Below are 25959 nucleotides of genomic sequence, written 5' to 3' on the forward strand. Positions count from 1 at the left end.
GGACGCGCCAACGCCGCCCCGATAGAGCATGCTGGGACCCGTCATGAACGACCAGAACACCGGCAGGCCCACCGGCGACGACCCGCCCGATCGGCCGGACGGGGACGACGGCGGTGGCGACGAGCGTCACCCCGGTCCGCCCGCGCGCGCCGCGGAACGCTCGCCGTCGCAGAGCGGGACCGCGCCGCGCCGCCGCAAGGGCCCGCTGCGCCTGCTCGGCCGCACGCTGAACAAGGCCTGGGAAGGCAACGTCTTCTCCGAGGCCGCCGAGGCCGCGTTCTGGCAGACGCTGTCGCTGCCGCCGCTCCTGTTGGGCCTACTGGGCAGCATCGGCTACATCGGCGACTGGTTCGGTCGGCAGGTCGTGACGCGCGTCCACGACAACATCATCGGATTCGCCGAGACGGTCTTCAGCGACAGCGTGGTCCGGCGGATCATCGAGCCGACCGTCAACGACATCCTGACCACCGGCAAGGGCGAGATCGTCTCGGTCGGTTTCCTGATCTCGCTGTGGGCCGGCTCCTCGGCCATGGCCTCGTTCGTGGACGCGATCACGGTCGCCCACGACCAGTACGGCGTCCGCAACGAGGTGTGGCAGCGGCTCTTCGCGCTGCTGCTGTACATGGCGAGCCTCGCGCTGCTGATCGTCGGCCTGCCGATCATCGCGATCGGGCCGGATCTGCTGCCCGACTTCTTCCCCACGGACTGGAGACCGACGGTGTCGGCGTGGGTCGGCACGCTGTACTACCCGACGGCGGGCCTGGCGCTCGTGCTCGCCCTCGCGACGCTGTACAAGCTGTCGCTGCCGCGCAAGCTGCCGTGGCACCGGGGCCTGCCCGGTGCCGTGCTCGCCATGGTGATCTTCCTGCTGTCCAGTGTCGGCCTGCGCCTCTACATCGGCTGGATCACCACGACCGGCTACACGTACGGCGCACTCGCCACGCCGATCGCGTTCCTGCTGTTCGCGTTCTTCATCGGGCTGGCCATCGTCGCGGGCGCCTACTTCAACAGCGCCATCCAGGAACTCTGGCCTGCCAAGCCGACCCGGCGACAGCGTCGTTCCTGGCAACGACTCGAACGCGCACGCGTCGCGGAACGGATCGAGGCCGACGAGCGGTACTCCGTCGAGGACCGCACGACGTTGCCGATCCGCAGGCCCCGGCAGGACCGCACCCCGCCGGGCGCCGCGGCACGGGAGAACCCGCCACCGGAGGACACGGCAGAGCACGACCCGGCCGACGATGCGGCCCGGCGCGCCCCGGCACCGCACGACCCGCACGCGACGGGCGACCGGGCTACCGACGCCTGACGGCTCCGCAGGGCGTGTCCGCACGATCCCGGCCGGAGCCCTGCGACCCCGGCCGGAACGCGCTACCACCGCGCGGCCGGACCCGTCACCCGGCGGGCGGGCGTGTCACTCGTCGTCGTCGCCGCCGGGAGGCAGGCCCTCGAAGATCTTCTTGCAGTCGGGGCACACCGGCGAGCCCGGCTTCGCGGACTTCGTGACGGGGAAGACCTCGCCGCAGAGCGCCACCACGTGCGTGCCCGTGACCGCGCTTTCCGCGATCTTGTTCTTCTGCACGTAGTGGAACACCTCGGGGCGGTCGTCGTCGGTGCTCTCGGTGCCCTCGGGGCGGGTGTCGACATCAGGCAGCGTTGCAGTGCTCATGCCACCAGTTTGCCACCCGCGGACACGAGAGTGGATGCCTATGGGCCAGGATTGCGCGCTGTGACCAGTACTCCCCACCACGCCGCCCGCAGGGCCGCGGACACCGCCGCCGGTCCCGTCACACTCTCGACCGAGGTCGCCGAGGCGCTCGACGCAGGCGCCGCGGTCGTCGCGCTCGAGAGCACGCTCCTCTCGCACGGCCTGCCGCCCGGCCGGAACCTGGAGGTCGCGGCCCGGCTCGAGGACACGGTACGCCGCGCGGGCGCGGTCCCCGCCACGATCGCGGTGCTGGACGGCACACCGCTGGTGGGTCTGACGGGCGCCCAGCTCGAACGGGTGTGCGCGCCGGATGCGGAGCTCGACAAGCTCTCCGCGCGCGACCTCGGCCCCGCGCTGGCCGCGGGCGGTTCGGGGGCGACCACGGTGGCGAGCACCTCGGTGCTCGCCCACGCCGCGGGCATCGACGTGTTCGCCACCGGTGGCCTCGGCGGCGTCCATCTGCCCCTGCCGGGCGAGTCGACGACGTGGGACGTCTCGGCCGACCTCGCGGTGCTCGGCCGTACGTCGATCCTCGTCGTGTGCTCCGGGATGAAGTCGATCCTGGACATCCCCGCCACGCTGGAAGTGCTCGAGACCGGCTCCGTCCCGGTGCTCGGCTACGGCGTCGACGAGTTCCCCGCGTTCTACCTGCGCTCCTCGGGGCTGCCGGTGCCGCACCGGGTCGACGGCCCCGACCGGGTCGCCGGGGCGATGACCGCGCACCGCGCGTTCTCGTCGGCGGGCATGCTGCTGGCCAACCCGATTCCTGCCGAGGCCGAGATGGATCGCGACCTGCACGACCGCCTGCTCGCGGAGGGCCTGGCTAAGGTCGGCGACGCGGCGGTGAGCGGCGCCGACGTCACGCCGGTGCTGCTGGAGCACTTCCACACCGCGTCCGGCGGCGCGAGCCTCGACGCCAACGAGGAACTCGTCGTCGCCAACGCCGAGCTGGCCTCGCGGGTCGCCGTGGAGCTCATCCGATGAGGGTCGTCGTGGTCGGCGACGCCGGCCTGGACGTGGTGGCCCGGCACGAGGGGCCGCTGGTCCACGGCGGCGACACCCGGGCGAGCGTCGGACTCACCGGTGGCGGGGCGGGTGCCAACACCGCCCTGTGGCTGCGCGCGGCGGGCGCGGATCCGGTGCTGCTGGCCCGCGTCGGCGACGACCCGGGCGGCAGGCTGCTGCGGACCGAGCTCGAAGCCGCGGGCGTGACGTGCGCGTTCGCCGTGGACGCCGACGCCGCGACCTGCTGTGTCGTCGTCCTCGTCGATCCCGACGGACAGCGCACGATGCTGCCCGACCGGGGCGCGAACAAGCACTTCTGCGCCGCCGACGTGCACACGGTGGGGCCCGCGGCACTCGCGGGGGCAGAGCACCTGCACCTGTCCGGCTACGTCCTGCTGGACCCGTCGTCGCGGCCGGCGGGCCTGGCTGCGCTGGAGGCCGCACGGGCGGCGGGAGTGCCGACCTCGGTGGATCCGCAGGCGGCCGCGCTCATCACCGACCCCGAACGGTTCCTGGCCGACGTCCGCGGGGTCGACCTGCTGCTGCCGAACGCCGCGGAGCTGGCCGCGCTCACCGGGTCCGGCGACCCGGCCGCCGCGCGCGACCTGCTCGGGCACGTGGGTGCCGTCGCCGTGACCACCGGACTCGACGGCGCCGCCTGGGTCGACCGGGACGGACTGTGGACCGTGCCCGCCCGGCCCGCGTCGTGCGTCGACAGCACCGGCGCCGGCGACGCCTTCAACGCGGGCCTGCTCACGGCACGGCTGCGTGGCGAACCGGTCCGCGACTGCCTCACCTCGGGGGTGCGGTTCGGCGCACACGTCGTGAGCCGGGTGGGCGCGCAGCCTGCGCCCGGGTCGCTGCCCGCCTGAGCACGCCCACCCTCGGGGATCGCGGCGCAGCCGTGTGCCCACCGGAGCGGCGATCGGGCTAGCTGTCGCGTCCCGGAGCCGTACCGTCGCCGTACCGCGCCTGCGGTCCGGCCTGCGCCGCCGTCTCCCCGGCGGGCGCGCCCTGCGCTCCGGCGACGTCGATCACCTGGTGCGGCGTCGCCTCCAGCCGACGGTGCTCCCGTTGATAGCGGTTGACCTCTTCGGTCTTGCGGGGTGGCCGGTCGTTGGCGACCAGCACGGCGATCCACGGCAGCGGGATCGACAGCACGAGCAGCGCCAGCGCGAGCCACCAGGTCTGGTAGAAGACGCCCGCCAGGACCAGGCAGGGGAAGCGCATCCCCATGGTGAGGACGTACTTGCGTTTCCGGGCGGCGAGCTCGTCGTCGTGGGAGGGCGCCGCCTCGGTGATCAGGACCGGATCGTCGGACCTGTCGCGTTCCTCCACCGGCCTCACCTCCACCGATCCATGCTCCCACCGCGGCCCGCGCGGCGACAGGCGGGGCGCGGGCGAGGACGTGTGATCCGATCTTCGCTCGTGGCGACCACACGCGGGCCCACGGGCGCGAGCCGTGCGACGATGACGCACCGTGAACAGTGGCGAATCCTCCGAGACCGTTCCCGCACTCACGCCCGACGTCTGCGCCCGGCTGCGCGAGGCGCTGCTCCGCTGCCGGTACGACGCCGACGGCGTCACCGACGCCCTGGGCGCGGCGGCGCACGCCGCACTGGGCCGCGGTGAGCCGCTGCCCGCGTTGCGGGCGAGCGCCGACGCCGGGGAGCTCGGCACCCTGATCCGGCTGTTCCTGCTCGGCCGCCGCGAACCGGCCGAGCAGGTCACCGCGGCCTTCGCTCCCCTGTCTGCCGCCGACGCGGTCGCCGCGGGCATTCTGCGACCCGACGGTGACGGCTTCCGGGCAGGCCTGGACATCCGGCCCCACAGCGACGGCGAGACCTCGTGGTGGGTGGTCGCCGACCTGGACTCCGACCAGCTGGGCCGCCCGGTCGACCGGGAACACGTGCTCGGCGTCGGGCACGCGTCGCTGAGCCTCGTGCGGGCGACGAGCCGCAGGCCGGTCCGGTCGCTGCTCGACCTCGGCACCGGCAACGGCGTGCAGGCGCTGCACGCCAGCACGCACGCCGAGCACATCACCGCAACGGACGTCTCCGAGCGGGCGCTCGCGCTCGCCCGCGCGACCTTCCTGCTCAACGAGCTCGACGTGGAACTCGTGCGGGGCGAGTGGTTCACCCCGGTGGCACGCCGCCGGTTCGACCAGATCGTGTGCAACCCGCCGTTCGTCGTCGGCCCGCCGCGGGTCGACTACACCTACCGCGACTCCGGCCTGGGCGGTGACGACGCGAGCGCCCTCGTCGTGCGGCAGCTGCCGTCGCTGCTCACCGACGGCGGAGTGGGACAGCTGCTGGCGTCGTGGCTGCACGTCGGCGACGAGGACTGGTCCGACCGCGTGACCCGCTGGCTGCCGCACGGCACCGACGCGTGGTTCGTGCAGCGCGACGTGGCCGATCCGGCACTGTACGTCGGCACCTGGCTGCGCGACGAGGGTTTCGACCCCCGGTCGCCGGAGGGGATCGCCAAGGCCGAGGCGTGGCTCGACTGGTTCGCCGCCCACGACGTCCGCGGGATCGGCTTCGGGTTCGTCACGCTCCGCAAGACCGCGGGCGAACCGACGATCGTGTGCGAGGACCTGCGGCAGGCCTACGACGATCCGCTAGGCACCGAGGCTGCGCTGTGGCTGGACCGGGTGGAGTGGCTGCGGTCCCGCGACGACGCGGCGTTGCTGGCCACACCGTTCCGGGTGCCGGACAGCGTCGCGCTCGAACGGATCGACGCGCCGTCGGACGAGGGCTGGGAGACGTCGATCCGGCGGCTGCACCGGCTCGACGGCCCCGGCTGGCAGCACGAGGTCGACGAGCTCGTCACCGCGCTGCTGGGCGGCTGCCGCGGTCTGCTGCCGTTGGAGGACCTGCTCGAGTTGCTGGCCGCGGCGCACGGGGAGGACGTGACGCAGCTTCGGGAGACCGCGACGCCGCTGGTCCGGGAACTCGTCCGGCACGGCATGCTCGAACCGGCCGGGGGCATTCCCGTGACGGCGCCCGCCGGGGCGGCGGTGCGATGAAGGCGGTCGTGACGAGGGTCACCGAAGCGACGGTGACCGTGGGCGACGAGGTCGTCGGAACGCTCGACAAGCCGGGTTTGTTGGTGCTGCTCGGAATTCACGTCGACGATACGTCCGACAAAGCAGACATCATGGCGCGAAAACTGCACGAAATGCGACTGCTCCGCGACGAGGAGTCGTGTGCCACCGCCGATACGCCCCTTCTCGTCGTCAGCCAATTCACCCTCTACGGCGACACCCGCAAAGGTCGGCGTCCATCGTGGACGGCCGCGGCCCGCCCGGAACAGGCCGAGCCGCTCGTGGCCGCGGTCGTCTCCGCGCTGCGGGAACGCGGTGCACACGTGGAAACCGGCCATTTCGGGGCGATGATGCAGGTTCGCAGTGTCAATGACGGTCCGTTCACGGTGCTCGTCGAGGTCTGACGCCCCGCTCCACCACCTCCCCTGCGTCTGACGCCCATCGCTCCCCCACGTGCCCGTCGACGGCGCCAAACCCGAACGTGAGGCGTTGCACAGCACCGGAAAACCCCGGGAACGATTTCGCGTGGGTCGACGTTGTTCGAGGTAACCGGCCACGAAGCCGGCCGGTGCGTAACGGATCCCCGGGTCTGATCGACTTTTCCGGGGAACACCGCGCGGCAACACACAGGCGGCGGGCGCCCGCCGCATCGCACCGCACGTGAGCCCGCCATCCGGGGAGGCAGAATGACCGTCCAGACTCTCGAACGCGAGGCCCGGGACATCCGCGACCGCGACACCGCGGCCGACGTCCCGACGCCCACGGTCGGTGCGGTCGAACCGGCCACCGTCGGCACAGGGACCGTCGGCGACGAAGCCGCCGACGCCGACACCACGGGCGCGGAGAGCGCTCTGGCGTCGATACCGGAGCCCGCCGAGCCGACGGCACGCGCCGCCCTCCAGCTCGAGGACCTCGACGCTCAGGGCCCAGCGGCCGACCTCGTCCGCGTGTACCTCAACGGTATCGGCAAGACGGCGCTGCTCAGCGCCTCCGAAGAGGTCGACCTGGCCAAGCGCATCGAGGCGGGCGTGTACGCCCAGCACCTGCTGGACTCCACCGAGGACCTCGCCGACGAACGCGCGTGGGAACTGCGGCTGGTCGCCCGCGACGGCCGCCGCGCGAAGAATCACCTCCTGCAGGCGAACCTGCGGCTGGTCGTGTCGCTGGCCAAGCGCTACACGGGCCGCGGCATGCCGCTGCTCGACCTCATCCAGGAGGGCAACCTCGGGCTGATCCGTGCGGTCGAGAAGTTCGACTACGCGAAGGGCTTCAAGTTCTCCACCTACGCCACGTGGTGGATCCGCCAGGCGATCACCCGCGGGATGGCCGACCAGGGGCGCACCATCCGCCTGCCGGTCCACCTGGTCGAGCAGGTCAACAAGCTCGCCCGCATCAAGCGGGACATGCATCAGAAGCACGGCCGCGAGGCCACCAACGAGGAGCTGGCCGCCGAATCGGGCATTCCGGTGCACAAGGTCTCCACGCTGCTCGACCACGCGCGCGACCCGGTGAGCCTCGACATGCCCGTGGGCAACGAGGAGGACGCCCCGCTGGGCGACTTCGTCGAGGACGCCGAGGCGGCCGACGCCGAGACGAGCGTCATCTCGGGGCTGCTGCACGACGACATGCGGCGGGTTCTGGGCACGCTCGACGACCGGGAGCAGAACGTCATCCGCATGCGCTACGGCCTCGACGACGGCCAGCCCCGCACGCTCGACCAGATCGGCCGCCACTTCGGCCTCTCGCGGGAGCGGGTCCGGCAGATCGAGCGCGAGGTCATGGCGAAGCTGCGGCAGGGCGAGCGGGCCGACAAGCTCCGCGCCTACGCCGGCTGAGGCCCTCCCCGCAGGTGCCGCCGAGCACCGTGCGCACCGGAAACGCGTCCCCTGGAACGCCGCGCCGCCCGATGTAACCCGGATCACGACTGGTACGGACAATCCGATGCCGAAACCACGCAACCTTTCGGCCAACCGGACGTCTACCTAGTGGGGTTAGGGCAACGCGGCACGCGTTCCACGGAGCGTGCCGGCTGTCCGTCGAAGGCCGGGTCCCTCGGGGTGGGGCCCGGCCTTCATCGTGTTCGCCCCCGGTAGGCGGCCCCGGCGACGGTGAGTCCACTCGGGGTGCCGTGATCTGCATCGCCTGCCACGCCCGGCCGATCCACCCGGCCCCGCTGTCGTTGTACTGTCGGCTCGTTTCGTGAACCGTCCTTTACCGACCGCGTGCGAGGCGAGCAGCTACCGTGACCTCTTCCACTCCCCAGTTCGAGTACACCGACGTTCTCCCGAAGGGTAAGGACACCGAGACCGAGTACCGCCTCGTCACATCCGACGGCGTCACGGTCGTCGAGGCGGCCGGGCGCCGGTTCCTCGAGGTGTCGCAGGAGGCGCTGACCACGCTGGCGCGGACCGCGATCACCGACATCCAGCATCTGCTCCGCACGTCGCACCTGCAGCAGCTGCGGTCGATCGTCGACGATCCGGAGGCCAGCGGCAACGACCGGTTCGTCGCCATGGACCTGCTGCGCAACGCCGCGATCTCCGCGGGCGGCGTGCTGCCGATGTGCCAGGACACGGGCACCGCGATCACGATCGGCAAGCGCACCGAGGGTGTCCTCACCGGCGGTTCCGACGAGGAGGCCATCTCGCGCGGCATCTTCGAGGCCTACCGCGACCTCAACCTGCGCTACTCGCAGATGGCGCCTGTGAACTTCTGGGAGGAGCGCAACACCGGCACGAACCTGCCCGCCCAGATCGAGCTGTACCACAAGGACGGCACCGATCCCGCCGACGGAACCGACCCGTCGTACGAGTTCCTGTTCATGGCCAAGGGCGGCGGTAGCGCCAACAAGACGTTCCTCTACCAGGAGACGAAGGCCGTCCTGAACCCGAAGCGGCTGGCCAAGTTCCTCGACGAGAAGCTGCGCGGGCTCGGCACCGCGGCCTGCCCCCCGTACCACCTCGCGATCGTCGTCGGCGGCATGTCGGCCGAGTACAACCTCAAGGTCGCCAAACTCGCCTCGGCCCGTGACCTCGACACCCTGCCGACCGAGGGATCGACGCTCGGCCACGGCTTCCGTGACACCGACCTCGAACAGCAGGTCCTCGAGATGACCCGGCAGTTCGGCATCGGTGCGCAGTTCGGCGGCAAGTACTTCTGCCACGACGTGCGCGTCATCCGCCTGCCCCGGCACGGCGCGTCGTGCCCGGTGGGCATCGCCGTGTCCTGCTCGGCCGACCGCCAGGCCAAGGCCAAGATCACCGCCGACGGCGTGTTCATCGAACAGCTGGAACGCGACCCGGCGCGGTTCCTGCCGGACGTCACGGACGAGGACCTGTCCGACGAGGTCGTACCGGTGGACCTGAACCGGCCCATGGACGAGATCCGCGAGCAGCTCTCGCAGCTGCCGGTGAAAACGCGGCTGAGCCTGACCGGACCGCTCGTCGTGGCACGCGACATCGCGCACTCCAAGATCGCCGAGCGGCTCGATGCCGGCGAGGAGATGCCGCAGTACCTGCGCGACCACCCGGTGTACTACGCGGGCCCGGCCAAGACGCCGGACGGCTACGCCTCGGGCTCGTTCGGGCCGACCACGGCCGGGCGTATGGACTCGTACGTCAGCCAGTTCCAGGCCGCGGGCGGATCCATGGTCATGCTCGCGAAGGGCAACCGGTCGAAGCAGGTCGCCGAGTCGTGCCAGCGACACGGCGGCTTCTACCTGGGCTCGATCGGCGGCCCCGCGGCGCGGCTCGCGCAGGACTGCATCACCAGCGTCGAGGTGCTGGAATACCCGGAGCTCGGCATGGAGGCGGTCTGGAAGATCGAGGTGGAGGACTTCCCGGCGTTCATCGTCATGGACGACAAGGGCGGGGACTTCTTCGCCGAAACCTCCGAACCGGTGCTGCAGATCTCGTTCCGCTGAGCACGCGCGGGACCCGCCCTCGGGGGCGACGTCCCGCGGCTCCGGTGGTCTCCCGGCCGCGCCCCGATGCGGCCGGGAGACCACCGGAATCGGACCGCCCGGGCCGCCTGGGCGGGTTCACAGCGCCCGGTTCACAGTGCCACGGTGGCCCGCTCCACCGTCACCGCCCCGTCGGCCACCGTTCTGCTGTCGTCACCGTTCTCCGAAGTGCTCCGCCAGTCGTTCGAGGCTCTTGCGGATGGCTGCCTCGTTCTTGCGCGGGATCGGTGACCGGTCGAACACGAACGGGATCCGTGCCGGCGCCCAGTCGAACGTCTCGGTGACATCGGTGGTGCCGTCGTCGGCCGGGGCCAGTTCCCACCGCCAGCGGTGTCCGTAGAAGTGCCGCCAGGCGATGAGGCGGTCCTGTTCGAACTCGACGACCTTGTTCGTGATGCGGTACTTCGCGCCCAGTTTCATGTCCATCGCGAACCGGGAGCCGAGCACGAGCCGTTCCGGGTTGCCGCCGCGCGCGCCGCGCACGGTGCCGGAGCCGTCGAGGATCGGATGCTTGTCCGGGTCCGTGAGCAGGGCGAAGATCTCCGGCGCGCTCGCGGGGATCCTGCGGGTGAGGCTGACCTGTCGTGTCATGCGCCCACCCTAGCCTGAACCTACTCGCCGGTAGGCTCGTTCACTCCTTGCGTTTCGTGTGTTCGAGCACCAGCGTGCGCTCCCCCAGCGGCTGGTCCAGGTCCACCGTCACCGGCGGGTACCGCATGTCCATGGTGCACATCTTCTTACCCGCGGGTTCGGTTTCGACGAGCAGGACGGTCACCGTGTCGGCGCTCTGGTCGGTCACCTCGGCGCTCGCCTCGCCGCAGCCACCCTCCTGCGCGGTGATGGTCAGTTCGGTGTCGCGGGCCGAGGCCTCCCGCGGGAAGCCTTCCGGCAGGCCCCGCGCGTTGAGCTGGGATTCGGGTACCGGACCGTTCCTCGCCTCGTGCTCGGCGGGCTGCTTCTTGAACTGCTCCGACGCGGATTCCGGCGGACCTCCGCCCGCGTCCTGTTCGCCGGGCGCCTGGCCGCAGGCCGACAACACCAGCAGGCCGGCCACCGCGCCGAGGATCGTCTGTTTCCATCTCATGTTCCTCTGGACGTAACCGCGGCCCCGGTAGGTTGCACGCGATGACGGATCGACTCGCGCGCAGACTGGGCACTCGCCAAGCCGTGGTCGTGGGCCTGAGCGCCATGGTCGGCGCGGGTGTGTACACGGCGTTCGCCCCGGCCGCGGCGGCCGCGGGCGGGGCGTTGCCCGTCGCGCTGCTGCTGGCGGCGTTCGTGGCCCACTGCAACGCCACGTCGTCGGCCCGGCTCGCCGCGCGGTACCCGGAGTCCGGCGGAACGTACGTCTACGGCCGGGAACGCCTCGGCCCGTTCTGGGGCTATCTCGCCGGCTGGGGGTTCGTCGTCGGCAAGACGGCCAGTTGTGCGGCGATGGCACTGACGGTGGTCGCGTACGCGGCGCCCGGACTCGGCCAACCGTGGCGCGGACTGCTGGCCGTGGCGGTGGTCGCGGCGATCACGACGCTCGACTACCGCGGGGTGCACCGGTCCACGCGGACCGCGGCGGTACTGGTGACGATCAGCCTGCTGGCCCTCGCCACCGCGGTCGTCGCCGCGGTCACCGCGGGACGTCCGCAGGCGAGCGGGCTCGATCCGACCGCCGGCACCGGACCGTGGGGCGTCCTGGAGGCGGCCGGGCTGCTGTTCTTCGCCTTCGCCGGGTATGCGCGCGTGGCCACGCTCGGTGAGGAGGTTCGGGACCCGGCGCGGACGATCCCGCGCGCCGTGGCGTGGGCGCTCGGACTGGTGCTGGTGGTGTACGCGGTCGTCGCGGTCGCCCTGCTCGCGACGCTCGGCCCCGACGGGATCGCGGCCGCCGAGGACCCGGTCGCCGAGGCGGTCGCCGCCACCGGGTGGACCGGCCTCGTGCCCGTGGTGCGTGTCGGCGCCGTGCTCGCCGCGCTGGGCGCTCTGCTCGCGCTACTGCTCGGCGTGTCGAGGACGGTGTTGGCCATGGCCCGCGACCGGCACCTGCCCCAGGGGCTCGCCGCGGTGCATCCGCGGTTCGGCGTGCCGCACCGGGCCGAGGTCGCCGTCGGCATCGTCGTGGCGGTCCTGGCGGCGACCGTCGACCTGCGGGAGGCCATCGGGTTCTCGTCGCTGGCCGTGCTCGTCTACTATGCCGTCGCCAACGCGAGTGCGTTCACGCTCGGCCGCAGATTCGTCCCCGTCGCCGGATTCGCGGGATGCCTGCTGCTGGCTGCGAACCTGCCGACCGCCTCCGTCCTGAGTGGACTCACCGTGCTGGCGGTGGGCGCGCTCGCCTACGCGGTCAGGCGCCGTCGATTCCGGTGAGCCTGCCGACGGCGGCGGAGAAGCCGGAACGCAGCTCGGCGACGATGTCGGCGACCGGGCGCACCTCGTTCATGCGGCCCACGATCTGGCCGACGGGCATCGACACGACCGACGGGTCGGTCGAGGCGTGGATCCGGTTGTGCGCCGGCGCCACGAGCAGGTTCTGCAACGGCATCGGCAGCGGTTTCGGGGCGTCCGGCTGCGACCACGCCTCCGTCCAGCGCGTCTTCAGCAGTCGCGCCGGTTTTCCGGTGTAGATCCGGGTTCGCACGGTGTCGGCCGACGTCGCCGCCAGCAGAGCCTCCTGCATCGGCTCCGACGACGGCATCGTCTCCAGGTACTCGCGGGTGCCCAGCCAGATCGACCCGGTCCACACCCCGGACGCGCCGAGCGCCAGCGCCGCCGCGGCCTGCCTGCCCGAACCGATCCCGCCCGCCGCCAGAACCGGTGCCCGGTCGCCGACCGCGTCGGCGATCTCCGGCAACAGCACCATCGACGCGATCTCGCCGGTGTGCCCGCCCGCCTCGTGGCCCTGCGCCACGACGAAGTCCACGCCGTTGTCGACGTGGCGCACGGCGTGCTCGGCCTTGCCCGCGAGCGCCGCCACCGGCACGCCGCGGGCGTGGGCCTGCGCGATGACGTCCGGCGGCGGAGAACCGAGCGCGTTGGCGATCAGCGCGATCGGGTGTTCGAGCGCCACGTCGACGTGCGAACGAGCCACGGAGTGCAGCCAACCCAGCACGCCGTCGCGCCGCTCGCCCTCGGGCAGTTCCGGCACGCCCAGCTGCGCGAGCGTGCGGTCGACGAACTCCCGGTGCTGCTCCGGGATCAGCGTCTCGGGGTCGATGCCCTTGACCTCGTCGGGCACCTTCGCCGGCATCACCACGTCCACGCCGTACGGCTTGCCGTCGGTGTTGGCGTCCATCCACCCGAGCACCTTGTCGAGCTCGTCGGCGTCGTTGAACCGCACGCAGCCGAGCACGCCGAGCCCGCCCGCACGGCTGATCGCGGCCGCGACGTGCTCGGACGGGGTGAAGCCGATGATCGGCACGTCGATGCCGAGGGTGTCGCACAGGGCCGTGCGCATCGATGATCCTCCTACGCTGGGTCCGGCCGGACTGCGGAGCGGGCCTGCGGCCGACTCAGGCGGCCGTCTTCTCGGTGTCGGGTGCGTGGGCGGCGGCGTGCCGCTGGGCCCACGGATAGTCGGGCTTGCCGCTGGGGAGCCGCTGCACCTGCGACACGAGCCAGATGCTGCGCGGCACCTTGTACCCGGCGACCGCACCGCGGGCGTGCTCCTCGAGCGCGGCCAGGTCGACGTCCGCTCCCGGCCGTGGTTCGACGAGTGCGCCGACGCGCTGGCCCATGCGCTCGTCCGGCACGCCGATCACAAGGGCGTCGAACACGTCGGGGTGCGATTTGAGCGCGCCTTCGACCTCCTCGGGGAACACCTTCTCCCCGCCGGTGTTGACGCACTGCGACCCTCGGCCGAGCAACGTGACGGTGCCATCCTCCTCGTAGCGGGCGTAGTCGCCGGGCACCACGTAGCGCGCTCCCCCGGCCTCGACGAAGATCGTGTCGCTCTTGGCCGCGTCCTTGTAGTAGCCGAGGGGGACGTGCCCGCGCCTGCCAATCCTGCCGACCGCGCCCGGCTCGACGGGCACGATCCCGCCGTCGTCGTCGAGCAGCACGGCGTCCTTGCCGAAGTTCACCCGCGGGCCCGCCGAGTGGTCGTCGTCGCGGCCCATCATGCCGATCCCCGTGAAGCCGCTCTCCGACGAGCCGATCGCGTCGGTCAGCACGAGGTTCGGGAACTCGCCGAGGTACTCCTGCTTCACCGACTGGGAGAACAGCGCCGCGTGGCTCGAGACGGCGACGATCGACGAGGCGTCGTACGAGCCGGCCCGGTAGGCGTCGAGCAGCGGCCTGCCCATGGCGTCGCCGACGATGGTGAGCACGTTGACCTTGTGCCGTTCGACGGCGCGCCAGATCTCGTCGGCGTCGAACTGTGGCACGAACACGACCGTGCCGCAGGCGAACAACGCCCCGAAGGCGGCCCACTGCGCCGCGCCGTGGATCAGCGGTGCCGCGGGCAGGCGCACCATCGCGCCGTCGCGGCCCTGTTCGGCGAGCGCCCACTCGTCGGGCACGTACTCCCCGGTGACGAAGTCGATCCCGCCGCCCAGCGCACGGAAGACGTCCTCGTGACGCCACATGACGCCCTTCGGGTACCCGGTCGTGCCGCCGGTGTAGAGGATGTACAGGTCGTCGCCGCTGCGCTCCGGGAACCCGCGCTCCGGCGCACCACCCGCCATCGCGTCCTCGTACCGGACGGCACCGGGCGCCGCCTCCGCGTCGCTGCCGTCGTCGACGACGAAAACGTGTTTCAGTTCCGGCAGCGACGGCAGTACCGCGGCGACGCGGTCGGAGTACTGCCGCTCGTACATCAGTGCGACGACGTCGCCGTTGTCGAGCAGATAGCTCAGCTCAGCCTCGACGTAGCGGTAGTTGACGTTGATCGCGATGGCGCGGAGCTTGTACGCCGCGAACATCGTCTCGATCATTTCCAGGGAGTTTCGGGAGTACACGCCGATGTGATCACCCTTGCCGACCCCGACGGACGCCAGGTGGTGCGCGAGCCGGTTGGCCCGCTCGTCCAGTTCGGTGTAGGTCAGGCTCCGGTCACCACAGACGACCGCGGTGCGATCGCCCGCGACGTCGACGGCGTGCTCCAGCAGGTCTGCGATGTTGAAGGCCACGACGAACAAACTAGAACATGTTATTGTTTGCGGCAATGGTGGAGTTCCACGGAACCGATCCCGGAACTCCGCGGCCGCCGAGCCGCAGCGCCGCCGGCGCTGGCCGCGCACCACCCGGCACCGCATCCCCGACGGGCGAAAGGACCCTCATGACCGACCCGCACGCTCTGGTGGAACAACGGGGACACACCCTCGTGGTGACGATGAACCGGCCGGAGGCGCGCAACGCGCTCACGGCCGACATGCTCGCGATCATGACCGAGGCCTGGGACCGGGTCGACGAGGACGCCGAGATCCGCAGCTGTGTGCTGACCGGAGCGGGCGGGACGTTCTGCGCAGGCGCGGACCTGAAGGCGATGAACAGCAACCGGCCCTCGGACGCGTTCGACAAGGGGACGTTCGACCCCAGTCGCATGGACGGCCTGCTCAAAGGCCGCCGGTTGACCAAACCGCTCATCGCCGCCGTCGAAGGTCCCGCGATCGCGGGCGGCACCGAGATCCTCCAGGGCACGGACATCCGCGTCGCGGGCGAGAGCGCGACGTTCGGCGTCTCCGAGGCGCGCTGGGGCCTGTTCCCGCTCGGCGGCTCGGCGGTGCGCCTGCCGCGGCAGGTGCCCTACACCGTCGCGGCGGAGATCCTGCTGACCGGCAGGCACATCACCGCGGCCGAAGCCCGCGACATCGGGCTGGTGGGCCGCCTCGTGCCCAACGGCAGCGCCCTGGCCACGGCTCTGGAGATCGCCGAGGTGATCGCCGCGAACGGCCCGCTCGCCGTGCAGGCCATCCTCCGCACGATGCGCGACACCGAGGGCATGCACGAGGAGGAGGCCTTCAAGCTCGAGTCGCAGTACGGCGTCGGCGTGTTCGCCAGCGAGGACGCCAAGGAGGGCCCGCGCGCCTTCGCCGAGAAACGCACCCCGAACTTCCGCGCCCGCTGACGCCGACATGCCCCCGGGGCACCCTGGTAGCATTGAGTGCGACCAGGGTGCCCCTGGGGGCGGGCAGTCCAGGCGTGTCAGCCGAGGTCGATCCGGTGCCGATGGCCGACGTGGTTATCGACAACACCGTCTTCGACGAACCGGTGATCCTCCGGACGTAGCGACGAGCTGCCGATGCTCAGCCGGACAGGTCGACGTAGTTGGCCACGTCGGCGTCGATGCCCGCCTCACGGAAGAAGTCGGCGGGCCGGAATCCGTCGGCGCGGTGCAGCTCCTCGACGGCGGCCTTCGCACCGGCAAGCGCGTCCTCCGAGGACCACCGGACGATCGTCACGGCGTTGAACCGGCCGGGGCCCGAGTGTTGTTCGAGCAGCGCGTCGTCGAGAAAACCCGGCTGCTGCCGCAGCACGGCGTGCGTGCGCCGGACCTGCTCCCAGAACCGCTCCCGGGCAGCCTCCGGTACCGCGAACTTGTCCACCCGGTGGATGACCGGCATGTCGCCTCCCACGTTGTCTCCGACGATAGGACTTCGACAAGACTCGAGGTCAAGCGTCGGATCGCACAGTTGGCGCCACCACCCCGGAATCTCCCGGACTTAGCATAAACCTTGCCTAATATAAGCCGCTCTTAATACTATGTGCGCCGTGCATGCCTTCGATGTACTGGGGGACCCGGTTCGTCGCCGAATCCTGGAGCTGCTCGTCGACGGTGAACGTGCCGCCGGCGAGCTCGGCGCGATCGTGCAGGACGAGTTCGGGATCTCGCAGCCGGGCGTCTCGCAGCATCTCAAGGTGCTGCGGGACAACGGGTTCACCCGCGTTCGCGCAGAGGGCGCTCGCCGGTTCTACGCGGTCGACCCCGACCCGCTCCAAGAGATCGACACCTGGTTGGAACGCTACCGAGCGCTCTGGGCACAGCGCCTGGACGCGTTGGACACCGAACTGCGGCGGGGCCGCCGCGACAGGAGGACGACATGACCGCCACCACCCCGCTCGGCCAGGTGCTGCGCGACGAACACGGGATGCGGCTGGAATTCGTACGCACCTACGACACCGACCCTGCCGACGTGTGGTCGGCGCTCACCGATTCCGATCGGTTGGGCCGCTGGTTCGGCACCTGGAGCGGCGATCCCGCGACCGGAACGGTGGAGCTGCGGATGGGGTTCGAGAACGACGCCGAGCCGCAGACCGTCACCATCGTCGAGTGCGAGGAACCCACGCGGTTGGTCGTCGACCTGCCCAGCCCCGAAGACACCTGGCGTCTGCAGGTCTCGCTGACCGCGAACGCCGACGACTCCACCACCCTGATCTTCGTCCAACGCCTCGCCGAGCCCTACGACGCCACCGGCGTCGGCCCGGGCTGGCACTACTACCTCGACCGACTCGGCGCCGTCATTGCCCACGCCCCCGTCGACCAGGATTGGGACACCGACTACTACCCCGCCCTCAGCGACGCCTACACACCGCCCGACTAGAACGCGAGCGCGGTCACCGGCGCCACGGTGTCAACACCAGGCAATGGGCATCCGGCAACATCGACAACGGCTCCTGGGCTGACTCCAGGATCACCGCAGTGGTGTAGCTATCTCCCACCACGGAACACCTGCTATTAGGCACATGGCGGGCTAATCCGACTGTTCGCGGGCGCGGATCCAATCACGTCGGCCGGCCAGGTAGGGCTCGATGTCGTGCACCGGGATCAGTGCGACGTCAGCGGGGTCGACGTGACGGGCGGCAAGGACGACGGCGTGCTGCTGATCCAACTCGCAGGCCGCATACCAGCAATCGCCGGTTTCCCAGAACCGGAAGGTCCGTGGTCGTCCGTCGACGACGATCTCGACCTGACGTTGGTCGGACGGTGCGCGTTCGACCGGCACGGTGGCCCTGCGGTCGCGGCGTACCTGTTCGACGTGGAGGTCTCGGACCAGGGAATCCGCGGACCCACACGTGACCAGAACGTGCAGCCAGGGGGCCTGTTCGTCGTCGGGGTCGCCGTGCTCGAGGCCGATCGTGGTGGCACGCCCCGTTCCGTCGTCGCGGAACGACCACCGACCCGTCAGCAGGATCCCGGTCCAGGCCTGGTGCCCGAAAAGTGGCAGGTCTCCCGCGGTGTCACGCATCCGGGTTTCCATGCCGGCGTAGTGACGCCAGAAGCTTCTGGACGCGCGGCGGCGGGTCATGAACCGCTTCTGTTGATAGGCGGCATGGCGTCGACGCAGCCTGCGAAGCCTCATCGCGCCATGGTTTCACAGCCGGCAGCCAGTCAACCAGTTCACGGGAGAAGGTCTCCGTGCTCAGATGGCGCGGTCGCGGCCTTCCCAGTACGGGTCGCGCAACCGGCGCTTGTACAGCTTGCCGTTGGGGTCGCGCGGCAGGCTGTCGCGGTAGTCGATGCTCTTGGGCAGCTTGAACTTCGCCAACCGGCCGCGGGCGTGGTCGAGGAGTGCCTCGGTCAGCGCGGCCGAGCCCTCGACGCCCTCGGCCGGCTGCACGACGGCCTTGATCTCCTCACCCCAGTCGTCGTGCGGCACGCCGAACACGGCGACGTCGGCGACCTTGGGATGCACGGCCAGTTCGCCTTCGATCTCGGCGGGATAGATGTTCACACCACCGGAGATGATCATGTCGCTCTTGCGGTCGTGCAGGTACAGGTAGCCGTCCTCGTCGAGGCGGCCGATGTCGCCGAGCGTGAACAGTTCGCCGACCTTCGCGCGCTCGGTCTTCTCCCTGTCGTTGTGGTACTCGAAGCGCGAACCGCCCATCTGCAGGTACACCGAGCCGGTCTGTCCCGCGGGCAGTTCGTTGCCGTCGTCGTCGAGGATCTTCACCGTGGAGTTCGGCCACGGCCTGCCCACCGAGCCGGGTTTGCGCAACCATTCGGCGCCGCTGATGACGGTGCCGCCGCCCTCGGTGGCGGCGTAGTACTCGGTGACGACCGGTCCCCACCAGTCGAGCATCCGCCGTTTGATCTCGTCCGGACACGGGGCGGCGCCGTGGATCATCACGCGCAGCGACGACACGTCGTAGCGCAACCGGGTCTCCTCCGGCAGCGCCAGCAACCTGCGGAACTGGGTGGGCACCATGTGGCTGTGCGTCACGCGGTGCCGCTCGATGAGGCGCAGCATCTCCTCCGGATCCCACCGGTCCATCAGCACCGCCGGATGTCCGAGTTGGATGGAGATCGCGACGAAGTTCAGCACCGCCGTGTGATAGAGCGGCGAACCGCACAGGTGCACGTGCCCGTCGTGCGGTTCGATGCCGAAGATGGCGAAGAAGCCGCGGTTGGCGGGCGACACCTCGTCCGGATCGGCGCCCGTCAGCGGCCGGCGAACACCCTTCGGCTTGCCCGTCGTGCCGGAGGTGTAGAGCATCGGCGACCCGGCCGTGCGCCGCGGCGGCCTGCCGTCCCCCTCGCCAGCGCCGAGCTCTTCGATCCGGCGGAACCCGTCGACCGCGCCGACGGCGAACCGGCCACGCGGGTCGAGTCCCGCCTCGTCGGCGGCGGCGACCGCGGTGTCGGCGAACCGCTCGTGCACCAGCAGCGCCTTCGCCCCGGAGTCGGTGATCAGGTACGCCACCTCGGGCCCGGTCAGATGCCAGTTGGCCATCACCACGTACAGGCCGGACTGGATCGCCGCGAAGTAGGCGGCGACGAGCTCGACCCCGTTCGGCTGCAACACGACGACGGCGTCCCCGGTGTCCAGCCCGAGCGCCTGCAGTCCCCGCGCGTACGTGTTCGCCTTCGCCGCGAGCTGCCCGTAGGCGACCTCGGTGCCGTCGGGGTCGACGGCGGCGGTCAGCTCGGGCTGCTCGGCGGCGATGTTCCACAGTCCGACGGTCTCGGCAGGGCGGTCGGTCGCGGGGCGCGCAGCACTCGTCGAGGTCATGACCGCAAATCTAGAACTCGTTCCAGAGTTGAGCAACCCCACCGCTGGCGACGCAGGTGCGGGTTGCCTGGACTATCGAGAACGTGTTTCACTTTGCCGCGTGACTGCTGTCGAATCCGAACCAGCCGAGATGCCAGAGCAGCCGTTGTCCGCACCGCTCGACATCGGCTTCGACTACACCCGTTCGGTCGGCCCCGTACTGGGACGGTTCATGACCGCGCTCGCGCAGCGCCGCGTGCTGGGCGTCCGCGGCTCCGACGGCCGGGTCCACGTACCGCCGGTCGAGTACGACCCCGGAACCGCCGAACCGCTCGACGAGCTGGTCGACGTCGCCGCGGAGGGCACGATCGTGTCGTGGTCGTGGGTCGCCGAGCCGCTGGCAGGACAACCGGTGCAACGGCCGTTCGCCTGGGCGCTCATCCGCCTCGACGGCGCCGACACCGCGCTGCTCCACGCCGTCGACACCGGCGGCGACCCCGCATCCGTCCACACGGGACAGCGCGTGCGGATCCGCTGGGCCGACAAGCCGGTCGGGCACATCCGCGACATCGCCTACTTCGTCCCGATCACCGATCCGCCCGCCGACGCGGCACCCACCGCGCCCGCTCCCCCAGCGGCGACGTCCCCCGACGGCGACGCCGGCCCGGTCGACACGGTCATCACCCCGGTGCACCTGAACTACACGCACTCGGCCTCGCGCGAGGAGAGCCGCTACCTCAGGGCCCTCGCCGACGGCCGCCTGCTGGCCCAGCGCTGCCCCGCGTGCGGCAAGGTCTACATCCCGCCGCGCGGCGCCTGCCCCACCTGCGGGGTACCGACGACCGACGAGGTCGAACTGCCCGACACCGGGATCGTGACGACGTTCTGCATCGTCAACGTGCCGTTCCTCGGCCAGCGCATCACACCCCCGTACGTCGGCGCCTACATCCTCCTCGACGGCGCCGACATCCCGTTCCTGCACCTCGTACTCGGCTGCGAGGCCTCCGAGGTGCGCATGGGCATGCGCGTGCGCGCCGCCTGGACACCGCGCGAGGAGTGGTCGACGACCCTCGAGAACATCGCGCACTTCGAACCGACGGGCGAGGCCGACGCGCCGTACGCGTCCTACGCCCACCACCTGTAGAGAGGCCAGTCATGACGGAAGTCGCGGTGGTCGCGTTCGCGCAGGCACCCAATGTGCGGCGGACCCACGGCACCACCAACGGCGTCGAGATGCTCGTGCCGATCTTCGACGAGGTCTACACCCGCACCGGATTGTCCAAGACCGACATCGGGTTCTGGTGTTCCGGCTCCTCCGACTACCTCGCCGGGCGGGCGTTCTCGTTCATCTCGGCGGTCGACGCGATCGGCGCGTTCCCCCCGATCCACGAGTCGCACGTGGAGATGGACGCCGCCTGGGCGCTGTACGAGGCGTGGCTGAAGATCCGCATGGGGGAGGTCGACACCGCGCTCGTGTACGGCTTCGGCAAGTCCTCGGCGGGCGAGCTGCGGCGCGTGCTGTCGCTCCAGCTCGACCCCTACACGGTCGCCCCGCTGTGGCCGGACTCGGTGAGCATCGCGGCGATGCAGGCGCGGCTCGGCCTCGAATCCGGCCGGTGGACCGAGACGGACCTGGCCGAGATCGCCGCTCGGAGCAGGCGGGACGCCGCAGGCAATCCCCGTGCGCAGTTCGGCGGCGAGACCGACGTGGCGGCCCTGCTCGACACCGATCCCGTCGCGGACCCGCTGCGCCGCCACGACATCGCCCCCGTCACCGACGGCGCCGCGGTGATCGTGCTCGCCTCCGCCGAGCGGGCCCGCGACCTGGCCGACCGGCCCGCCGTGATCGGCGGCATCGAGCACCGCATCGACACCCCCTCCCTCGGGGCGAGGGACCTGACCACCTCGCCGTCGACGCGCCTCGCGGGTGAGGCGGTCGGCACCGACGGCGTCGAGATCGCCGAGCTCCACGCGCCGTTTACCCACCAGGAACTCATCGTGCGCGACGAGCTCGGACTCGCCGACGCGGTGCGGATCAACCCGTCCGGCGGCACGCTCACCGGCAATCCGATGTTCTCGGCCGGGCTCGCCCGGATCGGCGAGGCCGCGCAGCGCATCCTCGACGGCGAGGCCACCCGCACTCTCGGTCACGCCACCAGCGGCCCCGCGCTGCAGCAGAACCTGGTCACCGTCCTGGAGAGGGGCTGACACATGGCCAAGCAACGCGCCGCGGTCCTGGGCACCGGGCAGACGCACCACCGCAGCAAGCGCACCGACGTGTCGATGCCCGGCCTGCTCCGCGAAGCCGTGGACCGCGCGATGGTCGACGCCGACGTGGGCTGGGCCGACATCGACGCCGTCGTCGTCGGCAAGGCCCCGGACCTGTTCGAGGGCGTCATGATGCCGGAGCTGTTCCTCGCCGACGCGCTGGGCGCCAACGGCAAACCGCTGTTGCGCGTCCACACCGCGGGATCCGTCGGCGGGTCGACCGCCCTCGTGGCGGCGAGTCTCGTACAGTCCGGCGTGCATCGCCGCGTGCTGACCGTGGCGTTCGAGAAGCAGTCCGAGTCCAACGCGATGTGGGCGTTGTCCATCCGGGTGCCGTTCACGATGCCGGTGGGTGCGGGCGCGGGCGGCTACTTCGCCCCGCACGTGCGCTCCTACCTGCGCCGGTCGGGGGCTCCCGAACACGTCGGCGCGATCGTCGCGGCGAAGGACCGGCGCAACGGCGCGCTCAACCCGCATGCCCACCTGCGCCAGTCCGACATCACGGTTGAATCCGTGCAGGCCTCGCAGATGCTGTGGGACCCGATCCGCTACGACGAGACGTGCCCGTCCTCGGACGGGGCGTGCGCGATGGTCATCGGCGACGAACGGGCAGGCGACGACTCCCCCGCCCCGGCGTGGATCCAGGCGACGGCGATGCGCACCGAACCGACCACGTTCGCAGGTCGGGACCAGGTGAACCCGCAGGCGGGCAAGGACGCCGCCACCGAACTGTGGCGGCAGGCCGGCATCACCGACCCGCTGTACCAGGTGGACACCGCGGAGATCTACGTGCCGTTCTCCTGGTTCGAGCCCATGTGGCTGGAGAACCTCGGCTTCGCGGCCGACGGGGAGGGGTGGAAGCTCACCGAGGCGGGCGAGACGGCCCTCACCGGCCGGCTGCCCGTCAACCCCTCCGGCGGGGTGCTGTCGTCCAACCCGATCGGCGCCTCCGGCATGCTCCGGTTCTCCGAGGCCGCCAAGCAGGTCATGGGCCGTGCGGGCGACTACCAGGTCGACGGTGCCCGCACCGCGCTCGGCCACGCCTACGGCGGCGGTTCCCAGTACTTCTCCATGTGGCTGGTCGGCGCGGCCAAACCCGCTTGATGCCACCGGCGTACGGCTCCCGGTCACGTGCGATGGCCGGGAGCCGTACGCGCGACCTGGCTCCCGGCCAGGTGTGACGGCCGGGAGCCACCCGCACGACGTGCGCCCCTGAACCACACCCGGAACCCGCAACACCGTCCCCTGGAACCGCAACACGAGCCCAGGAAAGCGCAACACGGCCCCCTGGATCCGCAACACGGCTCGCGCCCCGGACCCTTGTGCGCATCGGTGTGTCGACGCGGGGTCCGGGGCGCGGCTGCGGGTGCGGGCAGGTGCGGGGTGCGGGTACAGGTGCGGGGGCGGTCGGCTTCCTGCCTACTCGTAGGCGACCTCGTAGTGCTTGATGCCGTTGAGCCAGCCGGAGCGCAGGCGCTGCGGCGGCGACACCTCGCGGATGTCGGGCATGGCGTCGGCGATCGCGTTGAAGATCAGGTTCATCTCGAGGCGGGCCAGGTTCGCGCCGATGCAGTAGTGCGCCCCGGTGCCGCCGAAGCCGACGTGCGGGTTCGGGTCACGCAGGATGTCGAACGTCTCCGGTTCGTCGAACACCTCGGGGTCGAAGTTGGCGGAGCTGTAGAACATCGCCACGCGATCGCCCTTGCGGATGTGCTGACCGCCCAGCTCGGTGTCGGCCGTCGCCGTGCGCTGGAACGCCACGACGGGCGTCGCCCAGCGCACGATCTCGTCGGCGGCCGTGTCCGGCCGCCTGCTCTTGTAGAGCTCCCACTGCTCCGGGTGGTCGAGGAACGCCTTCATGCCGTGGGTGATGGCGTTGCGCGTGGTCTCGTTGCCCGCGACGGCCAACAGGATGACGAAGAAACCGAACTCGTCGGAGGCGAGCGACTCACCGTCCACATCGGCCTGGACGAGCTTGGTGACGATGTCGTCGGTGGGGTTCTGCCGCCGCTCCTCGGCCATCGCGAACGCGTAGCTGACCAGTTCGGCCGAGGCCGTCAGCGGGTCCACGTCGTACTCGGGGTCGTCGTAACCGATCATCTGGTTGGACCAGTCGAAGATCTTCAGCCGATCCTCCTGCGGGATGCCGATCAGGTCGGCGATCGCCTGCAACGGCAGCTCGCAGGCCACGTCCTGCACGAAGTCGCCGGAGCCCTTCGCCTTCGCATCGGCGACGATCTGCCGTGCGCGTTCGCGCAGGCCGTCCTCGAGCTTGGTGATCGCGCGCGGCGTGAAGCCCTTCGACACGATGCGCCGCAGCTTGGTGTGCTGCGGGGCGTCCATGTTCAGCAGCACGAGCCGGTTGGCGTTGAGCCCGTCCTCGTCCATGTTCTCGTCGAACCGGACGATCGCGGTCTTCTCGCTCGACGAGAACAGCTCGCTGTCCTTCGACACGGTTTTCACGTCTTCGAGGCGGGTCACCACCCAGAAACCGTCGTCCCCGAATCCCGCGACGTTGTGGGGCTGGTCGTTCCACCACACGGGTGCGGTGCGGCGCAGCAGCGCCAGTTCGTCGAGCGGCAGCCGCCGCGCGAGCAGATCGGGATCGGTGAAGTCGAAACCTTCGGGCAACAGTGACGTCGTCATGCGCCGGACCTCCGCGAGCAGCGTCATGGAACTCGTTCTACCCGCCGAGTAGAGCATACGGTGTTAACTGAATGAAGGGCTTCAGTGAACCCCGTTAACTGAATCGATTGGGATCACGCTGTTCACCCACAGTCGCAGGCCGAATGCTCCAGGCGATACCTCCCTGGTCGCATTGATCTAGACAAGAACATGTTCTATTTTTAACGGGCACCGACACACTGGGTATGACACGAAGGAGTGCGACGTGGGCGATCCGGTCATCGTGGAAGCCGTCCGAACGCCGATCGGCAAGCGCGGCGGCGCCCTCGCCGGGGTGCATGCCGCCGAACTGCTGGGCGCGGCCCAGACCGCGGTCCTCGACCGCGCCGGCATCGACCCGGCCGAGGTCGAACAGGTCGTCAGCGGCACGGTCACGCAGGCCGGCGAGCAGGCGGGCAACGTCGCACGCACCGCCTGGCTGCACGCGGGCCTGCCGGAGGAGTGTGGCGCCACGTCGATCGACGCCCAGTGCGGCTCGGCCCAACAAGCGGCCCACCTGGTCGCCGGGCTCGTCGCCACAGGGGCGATCGACGTGGGCATCGCCTGCGGGGTCGAGGCCATGAGTCGCGTCCCCCTGGGAGCGAACGTCGCGGGCACGACACAGCGCAGGCCCGAATCGTGGTCGATCGACCTGCCCGACCAGTACGGCGCCGCCGAGCGCATCGCACGCCGCCGCGGCCTCACCCGTGACGACGTCGACGCCTTCGGTCTCGCGTCCCAGCAGAAGGCCGCCGCCGCGTGGGCCGAGGGCCGGTTCGACCGCGAGGTCGTCGGCGTCAAGGCACCGGTGCTCGGGGAGGACGGCACGCCGACCGGCGAGCACCGGCTCGTCACCCGGGACCAGGGCCTGCGCGAGACGAGCAGGGAGGCGCTCGGCCGCCTCACGCCGGTGGTGGAGGACGGGCTGCACAGCGCGGGGACGTCGTCCCAGATCTCCGACGGCTCCTCGGCCGTGCTGATCATGGACGCGGCGCGGGCCCGCGCCCTCGGTCTGCGCCCTCGGGCCCGCATCCGCGCCCAGGCACTCCTCGGCGCGGAGCCGTACTACCACCTCGACGGTCCGATCCGGGCCACGCAGCGGGCCCTCGACCGCGCGGGGATGACGATCGGCGATCCGGACCTGTTCGAGGTCAACGAGGCCTTCGCATCGGTGGTGCTGTCCTGGCAGCAGGTGCACGAGCCGGACCCGGACCGGGTCAACGTCAACGGCGGCGCGATCGCGCTGGGCCACCCGGTCGGCAACACCGGGTCGCGCCTGCTCACCACCGCACTGCACGAACTCGAACGCCGCGACGCCGGCACCGCCCTGGTGACCATGTGCGCAGGCGGCGCGATGTCGACGGCCACGATCCTCGAGCGGCTCTGA

The 25959-nt window shown here is 70.9% G+C and carries 24 protein-coding genes and 1 pseudogene; 15 read left to right on the top strand and 10 right to left on the bottom strand.

Annotated elements, in window-relative coordinates:
• Positions 1–43 precede the first annotated feature (43 nt).
• Positions 44–1309 (top strand): YihY/virulence factor BrkB family protein, encoded by a 1266-nt coding sequence (locus LY13_RS17195; protein WP_253829484.1) that lies wholly within the window; start codon positions 44–46, stop codon positions 1307–1309.
• Between the two features lie 105 nt (positions 1310–1414).
• On the opposite strand, the gene LY13_RS17200 is transcribed toward LY13_RS17195, so the two are convergent.
• On the bottom strand, positions 1415–1669 hold the full coding sequence (locus tag LY13_RS17200; RefSeq protein WP_253829485.1) for a DUF3039 domain-containing protein: 255 nt from the start codon (positions 1667–1669) through the stop codon (positions 1415–1417).
• A 60-nt stretch (positions 1670–1729) separates the two neighbouring features.
• On the opposite strand from LY13_RS17200, the gene LY13_RS17205 reads away from it, so the two are divergent.
• Positions 1730–2692, top strand: a complete 963-nt coding sequence (locus tag LY13_RS17205) for a pseudouridine-5'-phosphate glycosidase (RefSeq protein ID WP_253829486.1) — start codon at positions 1730–1732, stop codon at positions 2690–2692.
• On the top strand, positions 2689–3585 hold the full coding sequence (locus tag LY13_RS17210) for a carbohydrate kinase family protein (RefSeq protein WP_253829487.1): 897 nt from the start codon (positions 2689–2691) through the stop codon (positions 3583–3585). The genes LY13_RS17205 and LY13_RS17210 overlap by 4 nt, the downstream gene beginning before the upstream one ends.
• A gap of 157 nt (positions 3586–3742) precedes the next feature.
• On the opposite strand, the pseudogene LY13_RS17215 reads toward LY13_RS17210, so the two are convergent.
• Positions 3743–4051: pseudogene (locus LY13_RS17215) on the bottom strand (DUF3099 domain-containing protein); the annotation flags it as partial.
• A 142-nt stretch (positions 4052–4193) separates the two neighbouring features.
• Between LY13_RS17215 and LY13_RS17220 the strand changes: the two are divergent.
• The 4 genes from LY13_RS17220 to LY13_RS17235 all read left to right on the top strand — a co-directional run bounded on the left by LY13_RS17220 (position 4194) and on the right by LY13_RS17235 (position 9681).
• Positions 4194–5741, top strand: a complete 1548-nt coding sequence (locus tag LY13_RS17220; RefSeq protein ID WP_253829488.1) for a DUF7782 domain-containing protein — start codon at positions 4194–4196, stop codon at positions 5739–5741.
• Positions 5738–6163 (top strand): D-aminoacyl-tRNA deacylase, encoded by a 426-nt coding sequence (dtd, locus tag LY13_RS17225; protein WP_253829489.1) that lies wholly within the window; start codon positions 5738–5740, stop codon positions 6161–6163. Before LY13_RS17220 ends, dtd begins: the two co-directional genes overlap by 4 nt.
• A gap of 282 nt (positions 6164–6445) precedes the next feature.
• On the top strand, positions 6446–7594 hold the full coding sequence (locus LY13_RS17230; protein WP_253829490.1) for a sigma-70 family RNA polymerase sigma factor: 1149 nt from the start codon (positions 6446–6448) through the stop codon (positions 7592–7594).
• A 407-nt stretch (positions 7595–8001) separates the two neighbouring features.
• A complete protein-coding gene (locus tag LY13_RS17235) occupies positions 8002–9681 on the top strand; it encodes a fumarate hydratase (protein WP_253829491.1) in 1680 nt (559 codons plus the stop codon).
• Positions 9682–9873: 192 nt separating this feature from the next.
• On the opposite strand, the gene LY13_RS17240 is transcribed toward LY13_RS17235, so the two are convergent.
• Both LY13_RS17240 and LY13_RS17245 read right to left on the bottom strand, forming a co-directional pair.
• Positions 9874–10311, bottom strand: coding sequence for an SRPBCC family protein (locus LY13_RS17240; protein WP_253829492.1), 438 nt, complete (start codon positions 10309–10311; stop codon positions 9874–9876).
• A gap of 40 nt (positions 10312–10351) precedes the next feature.
• Entirely contained in the window at positions 10352–10804 is a 453-nt protein-coding gene (locus LY13_RS17245) for a hypothetical protein (protein ID WP_253829493.1), read from the bottom strand.
• 41 nt (positions 10805–10845) lie between these two features.
• Between LY13_RS17245 and LY13_RS17250 the strand changes: the two genes are divergently transcribed.
• Positions 10846–12078: an APC family permease gene (locus tag LY13_RS17250; RefSeq protein WP_253829494.1), complete on the top strand. Its 1233-nt coding sequence runs from the start codon at positions 10846–10848 to the stop codon at positions 12076–12078.
• Here the strand turns inward: LY13_RS17250 and LY13_RS17255 are convergent.
• A complete protein-coding gene (locus tag LY13_RS17255; RefSeq protein WP_253829495.1) occupies positions 12056–13165 on the bottom strand; it encodes an NAD(P)H-dependent flavin oxidoreductase in 1110 nt (369 codons plus the stop codon). The genes LY13_RS17250 and LY13_RS17255 overlap by 23 nt on opposite strands.
• A 55-nt stretch (positions 13166–13220) precedes the next feature.
• Complete coding sequence (locus tag LY13_RS17260; protein WP_253829496.1) at positions 13221–14837, bottom strand: acyl-CoA synthetase; 1617 nt, start codon at positions 14835–14837, stop codon at positions 13221–13223.
• A gap of 149 nt (positions 14838–14986) precedes the next feature.
• On the opposite strand from LY13_RS17260, the gene LY13_RS17265 reads away from it, so the two are divergent.
• Positions 14987–15775: a crotonase/enoyl-CoA hydratase family protein gene (locus LY13_RS17265; RefSeq protein ID WP_253829497.1), complete on the top strand. Its 789-nt coding sequence runs from the start codon at positions 14987–14989 to the stop codon at positions 15773–15775.
• Between the two features lie 178 nt (positions 15776–15953).
• On the opposite strand, the gene LY13_RS17270 is transcribed toward LY13_RS17265, so the two are convergent.
• The gene (locus LY13_RS17270; RefSeq protein WP_253829498.1) at positions 15954–16271 is read right to left on the bottom strand and encodes an antibiotic biosynthesis monooxygenase family protein; all 318 of its coding nucleotides are present in this window, start codon (positions 16269–16271) and stop codon (positions 15954–15956) included.
• A 148-nt stretch (positions 16272–16419) separates the two neighbouring features.
• On the opposite strand from LY13_RS17270, the gene LY13_RS17275 reads away from it, so the two are divergent.
• Positions 16420–16752 carry an ArsR/SmtB family transcription factor gene (locus LY13_RS17275; RefSeq protein WP_253829499.1) on the top strand — a complete coding sequence of 111 codons (333 nt, stop codon included), beginning with the start codon at positions 16420–16422 and terminating at the stop codon, positions 16750–16752.
• Entirely contained in the window at positions 16749–17249 is a 501-nt protein-coding gene (locus tag LY13_RS17280) for an SRPBCC family protein (protein WP_253829500.1), read from the top strand. The genes LY13_RS17275 and LY13_RS17280 overlap by 4 nt, the downstream gene beginning before the upstream one ends.
• A gap of 150 nt (positions 17250–17399) precedes the next feature.
• Here the strand turns inward: LY13_RS17280 and LY13_RS17285 are convergent, their stop codons facing one another.
• Together LY13_RS17285 and LY13_RS17290 are read right to left on the bottom strand one after the other, a co-directional pair.
• The gene (locus tag LY13_RS17285) at positions 17400–17894 is read right to left on the bottom strand and encodes a hypothetical protein (protein ID WP_253829501.1); all 495 of its coding nucleotides are present in this window, start codon (positions 17892–17894) and stop codon (positions 17400–17402) included.
• 174 nt (positions 17895–18068) lie between these two features.
• Positions 18069–19661 (bottom strand): acyl-CoA synthetase, encoded by a 1593-nt coding sequence (locus LY13_RS17290; protein ID WP_253829502.1) that lies wholly within the window; start codon positions 19659–19661, stop codon positions 18069–18071.
• Positions 19662–19791: 130 nt separating this feature from the next.
• On the opposite strand from LY13_RS17290, the gene LY13_RS17295 reads away from it, so the two are divergent.
• From LY13_RS17295 to LY13_RS17305, 3 genes are read left to right on the top strand one after another with little or no spacing between them, the layout of a single operon-like run.
• Positions 19792–20784, top strand: coding sequence for a Zn-ribbon domain-containing OB-fold protein (locus LY13_RS17295; protein WP_253829538.1), 993 nt, complete (start codon positions 19792–19794; stop codon positions 20782–20784).
• Positions 20785–20795: 11 nt separating this feature from the next.
• Entirely contained in the window at positions 20796–21848 is a 1053-nt protein-coding gene (locus tag LY13_RS17300) for a thiolase family protein (RefSeq protein WP_253829503.1), read from the top strand.
• 3 nt (positions 21849–21851) lie between these two features.
• Positions 21852–23012: a thiolase family protein gene (locus LY13_RS17305; protein WP_253829505.1), complete on the top strand. Its 1161-nt coding sequence runs from the start codon at positions 21852–21854 to the stop codon at positions 23010–23012.
• A 315-nt stretch (positions 23013–23327) separates the two neighbouring features.
• Here the strand turns inward: LY13_RS17305 and LY13_RS17310 are convergent, their stop codons facing one another.
• Entirely contained in the window at positions 23328–24554 is a 1227-nt protein-coding gene (locus tag LY13_RS17310; protein ID WP_253829539.1) for a cytochrome P450, read from the bottom strand.
• Between the two features lie 244 nt (positions 24555–24798).
• Here LY13_RS17310 and LY13_RS17315 point away from each other — a divergent pair, with 244 nt between their 5' ends.
• Positions 24799–25959, top strand: coding sequence for a steroid 3-ketoacyl-CoA thiolase (locus LY13_RS17315; RefSeq protein ID WP_253829506.1), 1161 nt, complete (start codon positions 24799–24801; stop codon positions 25957–25959).

Source organism: Prauserella aidingensis, assembly GCF_024171865.1.
In the GTDB taxonomy this organism is placed as follows: domain Bacteria; phylum Actinomycetota; class Actinomycetes; order Mycobacteriales; family Pseudonocardiaceae; genus Prauserella; species Prauserella aidingensis.

Excerpts from the sequence above, each read along its gene's own strand:
- LY13_RS17195 (WP_253829484.1), top strand. The coding sequence starts at position 44 with ATGAACGACCAGAACACCGGCAGGCCCACCGGCGACGACCCGCCCGAT.
- LY13_RS17200 (WP_253829485.1), bottom strand. The coding sequence starts at position 1,669 with ATGAGCACTGCAACGCTGCCTGATGTCGACACCCGCCCCGAGGGCACC.
- LY13_RS17210 (WP_253829487.1), top strand. The coding sequence starts at position 2,689 with ATGAGGGTCGTCGTGGTCGGCGACGCCGGCCTGGACGTGGTGGCCCGG.
- dtd (WP_253829489.1), top strand. The coding sequence starts at position 5,738 with ATGAAGGCGGTCGTGACGAGGGTCACCGAAGCGACGGTGACCGTGGGC.
- LY13_RS17230 (WP_253829490.1), top strand. The coding sequence starts at position 6,446 with ATGACCGTCCAGACTCTCGAACGCGAGGCCCGGGACATCCGCGACCGC.
- LY13_RS17240 (WP_253829492.1), bottom strand. The coding sequence starts at position 10,311 with ATGACACGACAGGTCAGCCTCACCCGCAGGATCCCCGCGAGCGCGCCG.
- LY13_RS17245 (WP_253829493.1), bottom strand. The coding sequence starts at position 10,804 with ATGAGATGGAAACAGACGATCCTCGGCGCGGTGGCCGGCCTGCTGGTG.
- LY13_RS17250 (WP_253829494.1), top strand. The coding sequence starts at position 10,846 with ATGACGGATCGACTCGCGCGCAGACTGGGCACTCGCCAAGCCGTGGTC.
- LY13_RS17255 (WP_253829495.1), bottom strand. The coding sequence starts at position 13,165 with ATGCGCACGGCCCTGTGCGACACCCTCGGCATCGACGTGCCGATCATC.
- LY13_RS17265 (WP_253829497.1), top strand. The coding sequence starts at position 14,987 with ATGACCGACCCGCACGCTCTGGTGGAACAACGGGGACACACCCTCGTG.
- LY13_RS17270 (WP_253829498.1), bottom strand. The coding sequence starts at position 16,271 with ATGCCGGTCATCCACCGGGTGGACAAGTTCGCGGTACCGGAGGCTGCC.
- LY13_RS17280 (WP_253829500.1), top strand. The coding sequence starts at position 16,749 with ATGACCGCCACCACCCCGCTCGGCCAGGTGCTGCGCGACGAACACGGG.
- LY13_RS17285 (WP_253829501.1), bottom strand. The coding sequence starts at position 17,894 with ATGCGTGACACCGCGGGAGACCTGCCACTTTTCGGGCACCAGGCCTGG.
- LY13_RS17290 (WP_253829502.1), bottom strand. The coding sequence starts at position 19,661 with ATGACCTCGACGAGTGCTGCGCGCCCCGCGACCGACCGCCCTGCCGAG.
- LY13_RS17295 (WP_253829538.1), top strand. The coding sequence starts at position 19,792 with ATGCCAGAGCAGCCGTTGTCCGCACCGCTCGACATCGGCTTCGACTAC.
- LY13_RS17300 (WP_253829503.1), top strand. The coding sequence starts at position 20,796 with ATGACGGAAGTCGCGGTGGTCGCGTTCGCGCAGGCACCCAATGTGCGG.
- LY13_RS17305 (WP_253829505.1), top strand. The coding sequence starts at position 21,852 with ATGGCCAAGCAACGCGCCGCGGTCCTGGGCACCGGGCAGACGCACCAC.
- LY13_RS17310 (WP_253829539.1), bottom strand. The coding sequence starts at position 24,554 with ATGACGACGTCACTGTTGCCCGAAGGTTTCGACTTCACCGATCCCGAT.